The 12,859-nt window shown below is 44.7% G+C and carries 13 protein-coding genes and 1 riboswitch; of the genes, 6 read left to right on the top strand and 7 right to left on the bottom strand.

Annotated features, from left to right (window positions below; all coding sequences use genetic code 11):
- The first annotated feature begins 261 nt into the window (after nucleotides 1–261).
- The 4 genes from J4N44_RS24595 to J4N44_RS24580 all read left to right on the top strand — a co-directional run bounded on the left by J4N44_RS24595 (nucleotide 262) and on the right by J4N44_RS24580 (nucleotide 5,121).
- The gene (locus J4N44_RS24595; protein ID WP_252045350.1) at nucleotides 262–1,431 is read left to right on the top strand and encodes a D-alanyl-D-alanine carboxypeptidase family protein; all 1,170 of its coding nucleotides are present in this window, start codon (nucleotides 262–264) and stop codon (nucleotides 1,429–1,431) included.
- 287 nt (nucleotides 1,432–1,718) lie between these two features.
- Complete coding sequence (locus J4N44_RS24590) at nucleotides 1,719–3,656, top strand: tetratricopeptide repeat-containing diguanylate cyclase (RefSeq protein ID WP_009701747.1); 1,938 nt, start codon at nucleotides 1,719–1,721, stop codon at nucleotides 3,654–3,656.
- Nucleotides 3,657–3,810: 154 nt separating this feature from the next.
- Nucleotides 3,811–4,218, top strand: a complete 408-nt coding sequence (locus tag J4N44_RS24585; RefSeq protein WP_005452696.1) for an SPOR domain-containing protein — start codon at nucleotides 3,811–3,813, stop codon at nucleotides 4,216–4,218.
- Nucleotides 4,219–4,416: 198 nt separating this feature from the next.
- Nucleotides 4,417–5,121, top strand: a complete 705-nt coding sequence (locus J4N44_RS24580) for a class I SAM-dependent DNA methyltransferase (protein ID WP_252045349.1) — start codon at nucleotides 4,417–4,419, stop codon at nucleotides 5,119–5,121.
- A 70-nt stretch (nucleotides 5,122–5,191) separates the two neighbouring features.
- On the opposite strand, the gene J4N44_RS24575 is transcribed toward J4N44_RS24580, so the two are convergent.
- From J4N44_RS24575 to J4N44_RS24565, 3 genes are all read right to left on the bottom strand, one after another.
- Entirely contained in the window at nucleotides 5,192–5,665 is a 474-nt protein-coding gene (locus J4N44_RS24575; protein ID WP_005531886.1) for a peroxiredoxin, read from the bottom strand.
- Between the two features lie 136 nt (nucleotides 5,666–5,801).
- Entirely contained in the window at nucleotides 5,802–6,791 is a 990-nt protein-coding gene (locus J4N44_RS24570) for an efflux RND transporter periplasmic adaptor subunit (RefSeq protein WP_252045348.1), read from the bottom strand.
- A gap of 3 nt (nucleotides 6,792–6,794) precedes the next feature.
- Entirely contained in the window at nucleotides 6,795–7,289 is a 495-nt protein-coding gene (locus J4N44_RS24565) for a magnesium transporter (protein ID WP_252045347.1), read from the bottom strand.
- A 168-nt stretch (nucleotides 7,290–7,457) separates the two neighbouring features.
- On the opposite strand from J4N44_RS24565, the gene J4N44_RS24560 reads away from it, so the two are divergent.
- Together J4N44_RS24560 and J4N44_RS24555 are read left to right on the top strand one after the other, a co-directional pair.
- The gene (locus tag J4N44_RS24560) at nucleotides 7,458–8,387 is read left to right on the top strand and encodes a LysR family transcriptional regulator (protein ID WP_252045346.1); all 930 of its coding nucleotides are present in this window, start codon (nucleotides 7,458–7,460) and stop codon (nucleotides 8,385–8,387) included.
- A 148-nt stretch (nucleotides 8,388–8,535) separates the two neighbouring features.
- Nucleotides 8,536–10,170: a sensor domain-containing diguanylate cyclase gene (locus J4N44_RS24555; RefSeq protein WP_252045797.1), complete on the top strand. Its 1,635-nt coding sequence runs from the start codon at nucleotides 8,536–8,538 to the stop codon at nucleotides 10,168–10,170.
- Nucleotides 10,171–10,246: 76 nt separating this feature from the next.
- Here J4N44_RS24555 and J4N44_RS24550 read toward each other — a convergent pair whose 3' ends face one another.
- The 4 genes from J4N44_RS24550 to cspE form a co-directional block, all read right to left on the bottom strand.
- A complete protein-coding gene (locus J4N44_RS24550; RefSeq protein WP_252045345.1) occupies nucleotides 10,247–11,251 on the bottom strand; it encodes an adenosine deaminase in 1,005 nt (334 codons plus the stop codon).
- A gap of 100 nt (nucleotides 11,252–11,351) precedes the next feature.
- A riboswitch (purine riboswitch) is annotated at nucleotides 11,352–11,451 on the bottom strand.
- Nucleotides 11,452–11,808: 357 nt separating this feature from the next.
- Nucleotides 11,809–11,949, bottom strand: a complete 141-nt coding sequence (locus tag J4N44_RS24545) for a hypothetical protein (RefSeq protein ID WP_005452683.1) — start codon at nucleotides 11,947–11,949, stop codon at nucleotides 11,809–11,811.
- Nucleotides 11,950–12,011: 62 nt separating this feature from the next.
- On the bottom strand, nucleotides 12,012–12,221 hold the full coding sequence (locus J4N44_RS24540; RefSeq protein ID WP_005452681.1) for a hypothetical protein: 210 nt from the start codon (nucleotides 12,219–12,221) through the stop codon (nucleotides 12,012–12,014).
- A 344-nt stretch (nucleotides 12,222–12,565) separates the two neighbouring features.
- On the bottom strand, nucleotides 12,566–12,778 hold the full coding sequence (cspE, locus tag J4N44_RS24535) for a transcription antiterminator/RNA stability regulator CspE (RefSeq protein ID WP_005452678.1): 213 nt from the start codon (nucleotides 12,776–12,778) through the stop codon (nucleotides 12,566–12,568).
- Between the last annotated feature and the right edge of the window lie 81 nt (nucleotides 12,779–12,859).

Below are 12,859 nucleotides of genomic sequence, written 5' to 3'. Positions count from 1 at the left end.
GTGTAATGTTTTGATGTGTAAATATTTGCTTTTTGTTGTAGAGGAAGGTTTGTTCAAAAGGGAGGGGCAAAGCACGTGAGTGGTCACAAATTCGCGTGATTCTCGATAGACACGTTTGGCTAACTTATAAGCACAAACTCCAACCGACTTCGCATTCTTTTCGACAAATATCGAGTAAACGTAACCAATCGTAACAGAGCTGCTGTAACTGAACAGCGTTTCCATATACTCGACTTAATTTGTAAGCCACAGAATGCTGCTATGAGAAAAAACACTTTAATCAATGCTACGTTAGCGACCACCTTGACCGCTGTTTCTGCGTTTAGTTTTGCTGCTCCTACCGTTGTTCCTAATGCCCCAGAGTTAAGCTCTCGAGGCTATGTTTTAATGGATTACCACACTGGCACTGTGCTGGTGGAACGTGATGCCGACAAACGCCTAAACCCGGCGAGTTTGACTAAGTTGATGACCGCTTATGTCGCGGGGCAAGAGGTGAAGTCAGGCAACATTAGCCTAGACGATGAAGTGGTGATCAGCCGCAATGCGTGGGCGAAGAACTTCCCTGATTCTTCAAAAATGTTTATCGAAGTTGGTACCTCGGTTTCGCTTTCCGATCTTTACCGCGGTTTAATTGTGCAATCAGGTAACGACGCCAGTGTCGCGATTGCTGAGCACGTCGCCGGAAGTGAAGCAGGCTTTGTTGGCTTGATGAATAGCTGGGCGAACCAGCTTGGTTTATCGAACTCTGCCTTTACCAACCCACATGGTCTAGACAGTGATGGTTTGTACTCGACCCCGCGTGACATCGCAACGCTAGGTCGTGCCATCATCCGTGATCTTCCTGATATCTACCCGCTGTACAGTGAAACGTCGTTTACCTACAACGGCATTACTCAATACAACCGTAATGGTTTGCTGCGTGACCGTAGTATGAGCGTTGACGGTATGAAGACGGGTTACACCAGCGGTGCCGGTTACAGCCTTGCAACGTCTGCTACCAATGGCGACATGCGTTTAGTCGCGGTTGTTATGGGAGCAAAAAGCCCAAGTGTACGTGAATCAGAGAGCAAACAGCTTCTGAGTTACGGTTTCCGTTTCTTCGATACTGTTGTGCCAACGCAAGCGGGTAAAGAAGTCGCAACAGCACGTGTTTGGATGGGTAACCAAGACGAACTTAAAGTTGGCGTTGAACGCGATATTTACCTAACGCTACCGAAAGGTGACGTGAACAAGTTGGAAGCAGAAGTGGAATACAACGGCGACCTAATGGCTCCGATTCAACAAGATCAAATTGTTGGTAAAGTCCTATATAAAGTGGATGGTGATGCAGTGAAAGAAGCGGATCTCGTCGCACTTGAGCCAGTAGAAGAAGGCGGTATCTTTAAGCGCCTAGTGGATTGGTTCAAGCGTTTGGTTGCAAGCTGGTTCTAACCTTCTTTTTTCTCTGATTTTATTTGAAGCCGCATCTTAGTTTTAAGTTGCGGCTTTTTGTTTATTTAAAGCTCAGTTTTTTCTCCCAATGGTTTCCCACAACGCCAATACAAGGATGACAGGAAATCTTCCCATTAGAGCAACATTTATATGACCGTGACATTTATATAAAAATCGATTCTTATGCGCACTTGGGAATGTATCGGATTGATGTTATTGTTCGCTTATAAATCAGATGCTTCTAAAAAGAAAATTCTTAATACAATCGAGATGGAATGTAATACTTCGTGAGAAAAAGCTATGTTGTCACTTTGCTAGCGGCACTGCTTTGGGTAGTGGTCGCTTTTGCTTTACACGATTACTGGCGTAAGGATTCGCCAAGTGAAAATATTCAACAAATCATCAGCCAAGATCCTCAGGTTTTGCTTGCTAAATCAGCTCAAGGTGAGGCATTGCTGGATGTCAGTGCATTGGCGTACAGTGATCCGGAACGCGCACAACAAGCACTGGCTGCAATCGGCAACACCTTTTCGACTGAGCTTGAAAAATCCTACGCCTTGTATCAGCAATATCGTGTTGCTCGTGCGAACGATGAGCCACAACTGGCGGCAGAGTATCGTGGGCAGCTCCAGACCATCGCTCGTGAAACTGAACAACCTTGGCTTGATGCAGTACTTTTGGCAGACAGTGCCATGCAGCACACCTTGCACGGGCGTAATGATGTTGGTTTGACTGAAATAAAACTTGCCATTGATATCGCTAAAAAAGAGCAAATTAACTCTCTATTGCCACGGTTCTACAATATCGCGGGGGCGCTAAATAATGCGACCAATCAATTAGTCGATGCCCAGCGCTATTTCCTTGATGCAATAGATATCGCCAATAAAGTGGGGCAAGAGGCGTACAAAGGGACAATCTATAACAACCTAGGGCTGCTTTATCTGCATATTGAAAGCTGGGATAGGGCGTTAGAGTTCATCCAAAAAGCGCAGCAGATTTATCTAAAGCGTCACGCTCAAGGGCATAAAGCGCGAGGGCTACAGATTCTGTATCTCAACGAAGCGCATGTTTATAACCGACAGGGTAACGTTAAGCTCGCTCGTGCTGCTTATGAGAAATCTCAAGAGTTCTACAAGGCAACCTCAACGAACCTTCGCCATCATCTAATCCAGTTGAAAGGCAAAGCTGACATGCTGTTGCTGGAAAAGCAGTTTACTAAGGCGCTTGAAACTACACAGCAGTGCGTTATGTTGCCTTCTGCTGCTGACTTTCCAATTGAATATGGACAGTGTTATTTGATTATGTCGAAGTCTCAATTGGCGCTCGGAGACTTAGATAAGGCGATGCAAAGTGCGGCATTGAGTGCGGCTGCGTTTCGTTCGATAGAGCATCAACGTTGGCTGATTCGAGTTGAAGAACAGAAGGCAAAGATATTCGAACAACTTGGCGAGTATGAGAACGCTTTGAATTCCTTTAAGCATTTTTCTGCTAACAGTAAGAAGCAGTTACTCGGCAAAGTGTATGATTTAGAACAGGCGTTTGCGACAGAGCACATCCAGCGTGAAAGAGACGTATTGGAAGTAGAAAAACGTTTGGCGGAATCGGAGCTGGATCAAGAGAAGCTGCGCTTTCAGATTGCTATTATCTGGATAGCGGTTTGTGCTGTCGTACTGGCGCTTACGGTGTCTAAAGTCTTAGCAACGCAGCGCAAAAACCAAGAGCTTCATCAGCTTTCTTTGCTTGACCCACTGACTCAATTACATAACAGACGCTTTTACTATGATCAGATTGATCACCCTGCACAGTTAGATGCAAAAACAGAGTATCGCGTTGTGTTGTTTGATATTGATAACTTCAAAGACGTTAACGATATTCACGGACATGAGGCAGGCGACCGCGTTTTGGAAGGTTTTGCAGAACGATTGAGGCTTCATGTTCATGCCCAAGAGTTGTTGATTCGTTGGGGCGGTGAAGAGTTCTTGATGCTATTAAGAGCAACCGATGACCTAGCGAAACGTCTTGAAGAAATTCGTCAGCACATTGATGACGCGTTGTTCGAAACCGAAGAGGGAAGTTTGCACATCACTACCTCAGTTGGGGTAAGTCATGGTGGGCAGATTGATACCTTCACGTACAACGACGAATATTTCCGCCGCGCAGATAAAAGCCTCTATGAAGCGAAGCAAAACGGTAAGAATCAGGTGGTATTTCCTGACGGACGATAAAGAAGATTGGCAACATTGCTTGTAAACGAATCGGCAGATTGAAGCGTTCAATCTGCCGTTTTTGTTTTGTGCTTCATTTTTCTGTCGTTGCGGTCGCCTACTCAGCGTAGAGCACTCTTAAAGAGAACCATTCAGAACAAAAACGGAGTTACGCGTGCGCAAGATTCTATCTTTGACCTTGGCTATGTCACTTACTGGCTGTGTTATGCCTCAGCATCAACCTGTAGAAACGGGGCAATGTGTGGGGGTCATGTCATCACAAGATGCTTACGGCTACCTCAACCCAAACCATTACACCATGCAAGTGTTGGCATTGAAGAAAGAAAAAGATGTCAAAGAGTACATTCGTTACATTGACCCGAAACATCCGGTATGGGTGAACTGGAAAAACAGCCGCGGCACTCGTTGGTACACAGTGACGGTGGGTGACTTCAAGACCAAGCAAGATGCCTATAGTGCACTCTCTTCTTTACCAAGTCGAGTTAAGCAATCTTCTCCTTTCGTCATGACGTTTGCTGAAATGCAACGCAAGCAAGAAACCAGTGTAGTACGTATGCGCTAGTACTGTTCTTGTCATTCCAATAAACACTTTGTTGTTACACATCGAGCCTTTGCAATCGGTTGGAAAGGCTCAATTGAACCATCAGTCACCGCTCTTCTCCAATGTACACGCAAGATCACGCTTCTAACGCGCTTTTGACTTTACTTGTTATCGGGTATTTTTTAGTCTTCGCATCCCACTTTTTCTGTTGGAGTCACCATGAAGCAAGAAATGTACACCACCTACGCAAAGCAATACGATGTGGCAGCACAAGATAACCTGTACAACGCGCACTTTGAGCGTCCAAATACCTTTGAACTTATCGGTGATGTTACAGGTAAAAGGGTGCTGGATTTAGGCTGCGGTTCGGGTATTTACGCACAGCTTCTATTGGCGCGAGGCGCAAGCTCTGTGACTTGTATTGATGCTGCGCAAGAGATGATTGATATCGTTAAGGGTAAGTTGGGTGATTCAGTTACAGCTTATGCGCAAAACTTGGCGTTAGGCTTACCAGAAGAGCGAGATGCGCAATATGATCTTGTTATTTGTCCGCTCATGGTTCATTACATCGAAGATCTTCGCCCTTTGTTTAATGATATCCAACGTGTGTTAACAGCAGGTGGTCAGTTCGTATTTTCGACTCATCATCCATTTGCGGATTTTGAGTGTTCTGCTTCAGGCCATTATTACGACAAAGAGCTTGTAGAAGATATGTGGAACACCGTTGGTGAGCCAGTTCCTGTGGCATTCTATCGTCGCTCTTTGCAAGACATTACCGATGCGATCAGTGGGGCTGGCATGGCGATGTTGGCGATCTCAGAAGGTAAGGTGAATGAGAAGATTCGTGAAATCTCAGAAGAACATTACCAACGCTTGGCGACATTCCCGAACTTCATCTTCATTAAATGTGTGGCGCTGAGCTAGTAAAATCAGTGAGTTAAGATAGAAAAAACGGAAGCGCAGAGGCTTCCGTTTTGTGATCTTAGCGCTGAGCTTAAAGTGCTGCGAGAATGGTTTCCGCTTTGCTTGCTTCAAATGTCTTTGGCTCTTCAACGTTTAATGTGGTGACCACACCGTTGTCGATGATCATTGCGTAACGCTGTGAACGAACGCCGCCAAAACCGCCGGTGTCCATTTCTAGGCCCAGTGCTTTGGTAAAGCTTGCGTCGCCATCGCCAAGCATTAATAACTCAGACGCGTTTTGCGCTTCACCCCAAGCTTGCATCACGAATGCATCGTTAACAGAAACACAAGCAATCAGGTCCACACCTTTCGCTTTAAGTTGGTCTGCCAATACGACATAACCTGGCAAGTGCGCTTCTGAACACGTTGGCGTAAATGCTCCAGGAACCGCAAACAGAACCACTTTCTTATCCGCAAACAGTTCTGTCACTTGGTGGTTAACCATACCATCGGCAGTCAGTTCGCTTAGCGTTGCCGCTGGCAGTGCTTGACCTTGTTGAATCATGATTTTCTTCCTTTTGGGTAGCTTTATTTAGCTCACTCAGTCTAGCGCTAAAACCACGGGCTAACCACGGAAGAAATGTAAGGTCTTAATTGGCATCATAAAAACAAACCGCCTCAGTGGACGGTTTGTTTATTTTTTACATTGCGTTTAGATAAGACTTGTAAGAATGAAGTCGGACGGTTGCTGCGCCGATAACATCAATGAAACCGAACAAACTGTGTGGCTTATTCGCTGCAATCCATGCTGAACCAGTGGCTCCGATCGGGATGGTTTTGCCTTCCGGTTCGAAGATCTCCAGAATCACGGTACGACCATGGCTACTGGTATTTGCGCCGACATGCTGACGGACGCTTTGTGGTCCTTGCAATGGTGAGACAGAGGATTCCCCAGTGCCTGCCGTAATGCTGTGTACACGAGCGCGGAATACTTCGCCTGGGTAAGCATCGACGTAAAATTCGGCAAACTGTCCTTTTTCAACATAGCGGTAGGTTTGGTCAGGTATACGCATTTCTAAGAACTTACGTGACGTATCGTAGATGTGCATATTGCCGACACGGCTTCCATCCGCGATATTCACTACCGCAACTTGCCCATCATAAGGCGCTCGAACTGTCTTACGCTCTTGCTCAAATTGGGTCTTTTGCAGGTCGGCATGCAGGGATTTTAACGAGGCTTCTGCAACGCGCAGTTGAGACTCGTAGTATTCGATGTCTCGACCTTTAAAGATCTCTGGTGATGTTTTGCCGCGAATGATGTCGCGCTTCAACTGCGCCACATTTTCTTCTTGCTGAACAATGCCTGCTTTGATTTTTTCTACATCTGCCAAGGAGGTGGTATCGACAAGGGTATAAATAACATCGCCTTTCTTCACGACTTGGTTGTGTTCGACATAGATGTGGTCAATCTGTTCTCTAAATAGGGGAGAAAGAACCGAATGAGGTGCTTTTACGGTGGATGAGTAGGTCAAATCAACCGGAGCCCAAAGGCGTGAGAGTATCCCTAATACCACCAGAATAAAAGCGCCGCCAGAGATAATCCAAAGTGCGCTTTTGAACGTCCATTTTATCGCGCCTGTCGAGACCAAAATCCACATGATCAGAATGTACGGAATCATTACCTCTTTCATGGACTATTCCCCTGCTGTTTTGGTCGTTTTTTGTGGCTGTGAAGCCAATCGACTATTGCGAATGATGTTACTCAGTGAGCTGCCGATGTGTTCCCAGTTGGCGAACGCAATGATTAACGCCAGCACCCACCACGCTTTATGGATGAACAAACCGCATAGAGAAAGCGCAAATACCAATTGGATATGAGAGCTTTTCTTCTCTTGAGCTCGATGTACCGCAACTTCGTGGATCTGCCATAGCAAATAGATGACAAAAAGGGCAAGCGCTATGGTGACGGAAAATAGATAACCGCTGAAGTACTCGGAGTTGAAGATCACCATCATGGTGTCGTTAGGGGTATTGGTAAACAAGCTCATATCAATATCTTTCGAATTGATCGTACCCATAGGCGCAAGTAAGTAAGCTCCACCGAGCATTAGAGCCATGAAAAGTGAGAACTTTAATAGCACCATAAAAATCGCAAAAATGACACGACCTATGGCTTTTATGACGTTCATAGTTATACCTTTTGTCAATGTGTGAGGGTAAAACGTTGAGCGCGTGATTATTGTTTTGTCTTTTGTAATCACATGCGCGGAATTGTATGAAAAAACGCCATAAGTTGAGTGATATATGATATAAGTTAAGCTCATGTCAGCATGGAAATATTAGAGAACACATAATCTATGAAGCACTCAGATTACAGTCTTATCCCGACTTTTGTGGCGATTGTGGAAGAGAAGAGTTACACCAAAGCGGCGCAACGTCTGGGTGTGAGTCAATCTGCGGTCAGCCAAGCGGTAGTCAGGCTTCGTGAGGTGTTTAAGGATGCGTTATTCATTCGTGAAAGCCATGGCGTTGCACCAACGGCGTTTGCAGTTGATATCTACCCGACATTAGCGAGTGCAGTAGAGAGCATCGCATATATGCTGCCAGAGCACTCGCGATTTAATCCTGCCGAGTGCGATAAGCGTTTTGTGATCTCTTCACTCAGTGTGTTCAGTTTTACTTTGCTGCCAGAGCTTTCAGCCTTACTTAACGAAAAAGCACCGAAAGCAAACACGCGGATTGAGCCGCTTTTCACTATGGACTTAACTAGCTTGCTGAGGTCACAGCAGTGCGATTTGGTGATTGAAGCTCAGACGAACTTACACCCACATTTGCGTTCACAGATTTTGATGTCCGATAAACTCACTGTGGTGTGCCGAGAGGATCATCCTCGGTTACAAGGCAACACCATCAGCGTAGAAGAGTACCTTAACGAGAAGCATGTGACGCTTTCTCAGTTTGACCAACAAAACGGTTATTTGATTGGTCGTGGCATCAAGAATGAGCAGATCCTAGGGAAGCGCCAAGTGGCATGGCAGGCGGGAAGTATTATCGAGATACTGCCAGTGGTACAACGCTGTGATTATCTTGCTTTGATGCCACAAACCTTACTGGAGCAATATCGAGATTTGTATCACCTCAGAGAACTTGAAGCTGAGTTCATGAAAGATCCGATCGATGTAGCGATGTATTGGCACCCCTCTCGCACTAATGACCCAAGCCATCAATGGTTACGTGAGCAGTGTTTATTAGCTGCTGAGAAATTCGTAATAAATCATTCAATTTAAGCCAATTTTTGCGCTAAACCACATAGCAGACTCTTTATTAACAAACTAGACTATATGCATATCCATACACTTGATAAGGACATTTGTGTATATCGCGGGGTTTGCTTTCCGAAGTGTGAGAACCAAGTTTGTCGTTACGTACTCAGTAATGACGATTTGTTTCGTCCTGATTCTTTTCTCCGTGTTGTACTTTAAAGAGCGGCAACGGATCTTTAGTGTCGCCCTAGAAAACTCCATCCAATTATCCAACCTTCATTCAGACGTCATCAGTCAAGAACTGCAACGACATGTGGCGTCATTGCAAACCATCAGTGGCCATCAACGTGTGCAAGAAGGGGATATCGACTTTATTGTCGAAGAGCTTAAATGGCTCAAAAGCATGTCTAAGAAGTCCGTGATTAATACGCTTTTCGTCGATGAGCATTGGAATCTAATTGATCACAAAAGCAGAACCATCAAAATTGAGTGGTCAGAATTTGTAGAAGACGCTCGATGGAAGAGCGCGGACTATCACATCACGGCACCGCACGTTGGCTTACTGGTCAAAACGCCCGTTGTGGCCCTTGGTGTGCCCGTGTATGACGAAGCGGATAACTGGAAAGGGATTGTCGGTGTTTCTATCTCCGTAGACTACCTCGCACAGCGTTTGTCGAAAGTGAAGTTAGGCAACAGCAGTTATGCTTGGATCTCTGATAGCAGTGGAACGGTGGTTTCTCACCCCGACAGCTCTCTGATTTTGCACGCCAATATATTTGAAGGTGAGCGAGTTGGGTTTGAAGGTTTTGCGGACATTGCAGTGCAAACCAATTGGGAAAATGTCGGACACGGCCACTACTACGACAGAAAGGTGAATGAAGCCAAGATCGTGACCTTTGCTAAAATCGACACCTTACCTAATTGGACGCTCTTCGTGACTACGGAAGAGTCCGATATTTTCCTCGATATCAATGAGCTACTGGAAGACGTTGCGATTACTTCATCGGTGGTGATTGTTGTCTTTATGCCGATCGTGTTTTATCTCACCAATTCCATCACAAGACCGATTTTGGAGTTGACGTACGACGTTGAAAACGCGGTCAACAACCATTACACCACGTTTTCTGGCTACGATTCGAAAGATGAAATCGGCCAGCTTTCCAATGTCTTTAAAAACACCTTTGATGAAATCCATCAGCACAATAGAAAGCTAGAAGAAGTGGTCGCACTCAGAACGCAAGAGCTCAACACAGCGAACCAAGAGTTGGCGTATTCGGTCAATCTGCTCAATGCAAACAACCACAAGCTTACATGGTTGGCGATGCATGATCCGCTCACCAACTTATTTAACCGCCGTGCACTGATCACCAAAGTCCACGAGCAGCTTCAGAAGGCCAGAGCGCACAGTTGGCCTGTGTCATTGATTTTACTCGACCTCGACCATTTTAAAGAGGTCAACGACACCTTTGGACATGATGTTGGAGATGATGTACTAAAGCATATTGCTGACTTTCTCGCTCAAGACCCTTTGGAAGAAGGGATGTTGGCACGCTGGGGTGGGGAGGAGTTTGTCATCGTCGCTTCAAAGGTATCTTTAGAGAAGGCACAGCAATGGGCGCAAAGCCGGTTAGAGGCGCTTAAGGATGAGGATTTCAGCCCCGTTTCGAAAGTGACTTTCAGTGCAGGTATTGCGACATTAGAGTTAGAAGACAGTTTTGATGAACTGGTCGCAAGAGCAGACAAGGCGCTCTATGTTGCGAAAAATGCGGGAAGAAACTGTATTAAAACCGAGCGAGACGCATCATGAGGTGAGTAGCGAAATAGGTATAGCAAACAACAAAATAAGGGCTAGCAATCTAGCCCTTATTGGTTTGTATTTATAATCAGTGATTCGCTAAGTAATCAGCGACTTGAGCACGGTATTTCGCTTTAAGCGCTTCATCAATGAAACTGGCGTTGATTGCATTAACCGTAAACTGAGCCAGTTCTGATTTCGTCATTGGATGAGCATCGCTGACCGCTTTAAAGTTATCCGTCATGTAGCCGCCAAAGTACGCCGGATCATCCGAGTTAATCGTCACCGCGACACCTTTACGTAGCAAATCGACAATGTTGTGCTGCTCCATTTGATCAAACACGCAAAGCTTAATGTTCGACAACGGGCACACCGTTAGTGGCATTTTACTTTCGATAAGCGCATCTACCAATGAAGCATCTTCAACACAGCGAACGCCATGGTCCACACGACTAACGCTAAGCATCTCAACAGAGTCAATGATGTTTTGCGCTGGACCTTCCTCTCCTGCGTGTGCCACGGTGAGTAAACCTGCTGCTTTTGCTTGTTGGAAAGCGCGTTTGAATTTCTCTGGCGGGTGACCGAGTTCTGAAGAGTCCAAACCTACACCGATGATTTTGTCTTGATGTTTGATGATTGATTGCAGCGTTTCAATGGCGCTTTCTTCCGATAGGTGACGCAAAAAGCATGCGATAATTTGAGACGTAATCCCTAACTGCTCGTTACCATCTTGCATTGCTCGGTGAATACCGTTAATGACCGTTTCAAACTCAATGCCACGGTCGGTGTGGGTTTGCGGGTCAAAGAAGATCTCAGTATGGATGACGTTGTCGGCTTTGCAGCGCTCTAAGTATGCCCAAGTCAAATCATAGAAATCTTGTTCTGTACGCAGCGCGTTAGCACCTTGATAATAGATATCTAGGAAAGACTGTAAATCTTCGAATTCGTACGCTTTGCGCAGTGCCTGTGGCGATTCGTATGGAATGTCTATGTTGTTACGTTGTGCCAGTTCAAACAACAGTTCTGGCTCTAGCGAACCTTCGATATGTAAGTGTAACTCTACCTTTGGAAGACCTTGAATAAATGCGTTCATAATAAACTCCCACTTTTTCTTATGGTTGTTGTGGATGCAATTACTCTAAGGATAGGTATAGATTGAGAAAAATCGAACGCCATTACAAAGAGTAAGATCCACAGTGATCTCGACTCTTCGTAATCAGCACTTTGCGGGAGCTGGTAGAGACCCCCAAACCATATCATTGGGGTTATACGAAGCAAACGGTTGCGATTATACGCAAAAATTGAAGCTTGGCTAGAGTCGTTGATGAAATTGTTATTTGTGGAGAACGGAGAACGGAGAACGGAGAACGGAGAACGGAGAACGGAAAGGCAAAAAAGTGTTGGTTTAATTGAGCGATGGAGATCTGTATCGAGGCTGTGATTCATCGCATGATGGCTTCGTTGTCAGCACACACCTTGCTGAGCGTCGAATATTCAGTAGCTAATACTGAACCACACCATGCGAGAAACATTGGGAGTCATATCGAGTTTAATGTGCGTTGCTCATTGTGAACTGAGAAGAGGGGTGGCGATACCTTGCACGTCGATATTTTAGATTGAGAAGAGTAGAGAAAAGGAAATGGAATGTATTTATAGTTCGAACATTTTATCAAATTCTCTTTGCTCCATGATGTCCTCAATTCGGCGGCGCGTTTGTTGTTTAATCGCTGCGGCGTTTTGTTCGGACTCTTTCTTTTCTTGCTCAATTTGCTTCTTGCTTTTCTTTGCCATGATTTTTCCTTTGGAAATTCTTCCTAAATATCCGCATTATTCATTAATGCACGAAAATTGATTTATTTAATAATAAAACTTCCTAGCTTTGAACCTGAGTCACACAGAATGTCTCCGGAGTAGGTTTTCTCACAGTATTTAAAATCAATGAGATAACAAGCAGATTGGAGTTTTGGCAATATATGGCGCCTTAAAATATCACTATTGAGTTGATGAATTTTGGCGTTCCAAGAGATGTCGGGTTGTTTTAAACGGAATTCAATCTCTATCATTTATTCTCCTGTTTTTTGGTGATTTTTTCTTTATTCAATAATTGGTACCAGTGTCTTTGACGACCTGTTCTTCTAGACATAATTTTTCCTAATTTTAAGTAAGTGAAATACCAACGATGGCTATCGGGTTCGATAGATCTAGTGTTCCAACGATGGATATCGTATCCGCCGCGTCTACAAACCAAGTCATTCTCGCTGAACTTAGCATCTCGAGGTTACTTGGGTATATTTTAGGCAGCAGAAAACCAAGCAAAATTTAATTGCTAAATATTAAGTTTGAGGAATTTTTTGAAGGGGGAGAGAGTTTGGTGCAGCGAGGAAATGCTGCACCAAGAAAAGCTATCTTATAGAGGAGTAACTTCAGTCGCTTGAGGACCTTTTTTACCTTCTTCTACATTGAAGCTTACTTTCTGACCTTCAGTCAAAGTTTTGAAACCGTCAGCAACGATTGCGTTGAAGTGTACGAATACATCTTGACCGCCGTTGTCTTGAGTTAGGAAACCAAAGCCTTTAGTTTCGTTAAACCATTTTACTGAACCAGTTACTTTACCAGACATAAAAACCTCTGAAATTAAACAATAATATACGAATTGTGATGGATCTTTTTTAAGCTATTGAATGTGCAATCAAGAGGAAGT

It is taken from the genome of Vibrio sp. SCSIO 43155 (assembly GCF_023716605.1).
Classification (GTDB): Bacteria; Pseudomonadota; Gammaproteobacteria; order Enterobacterales; family Vibrionaceae; genus Vibrio; species Vibrio harveyi.
The sequence above is the reverse complement of the archived record's forward strand: the minus strand, read 5'-3'. Positions and strand labels throughout refer to the sequence as shown.

Bases quoted from the DNA above. Each gene is read 5' to 3' on its own strand.
- J4N44_RS24540 (WP_005452681.1), bottom strand. From the start codon at position 12,221: ATGATAGAGATTGAATTCCGTTTAAAACAACCCGACATCTCTTGGAAC.
- cspE (WP_005452678.1), bottom strand. From the start codon at position 12,778: ATGTCTGGTAAAGTAACTGGTTCAGTAAAATGGTTTAACGAAACTAAA.
- J4N44_RS24575 (WP_005531886.1), bottom strand. From the start codon at position 5,665: ATGATTCAACAAGGTCAAGCACTGCCAGCGGCAACGCTAAGCGAACTG.
- J4N44_RS24560 (WP_252045346.1), top strand. From the start codon at position 7,458: ATGAAGCACTCAGATTACAGTCTTATCCCGACTTTTGTGGCGATTGTG.
- J4N44_RS24545 (WP_005452683.1), bottom strand. From the start codon at position 11,949: ATGGCAAAGAAAAGCAAGAAGCAAATTGAGCAAGAAAAGAAAGAGTCC.
- J4N44_RS24555 (WP_252045797.1), top strand. From the start codon at position 8,536: ATGACGATTTGTTTCGTCCTGATTCTTTTCTCCGTGTTGTACTTTAAA.
- J4N44_RS24595 (WP_252045350.1), top strand. From the start codon at position 262: ATGAGAAAAAACACTTTAATCAATGCTACGTTAGCGACCACCTTGACC.
- J4N44_RS24570 (WP_252045348.1), bottom strand. From the start codon at position 6,791: ATGAAAGAGGTAATGATTCCGTACATTCTGATCATGTGGATTTTGGTC.
- J4N44_RS24550 (WP_252045345.1), bottom strand. From the start codon at position 11,251: ATGAACGCATTTATTCAAGGTCTTCCAAAGGTAGAGTTACACTTACAT.
- J4N44_RS24565 (WP_252045347.1), bottom strand. From the start codon at position 7,289: ATGAACGTCATAAAAGCCATAGGTCGTGTCATTTTTGCGATTTTTATG.
- J4N44_RS24580 (WP_252045349.1), top strand. From the start codon at position 4,417: ATGAAGCAAGAAATGTACACCACCTACGCAAAGCAATACGATGTGGCA.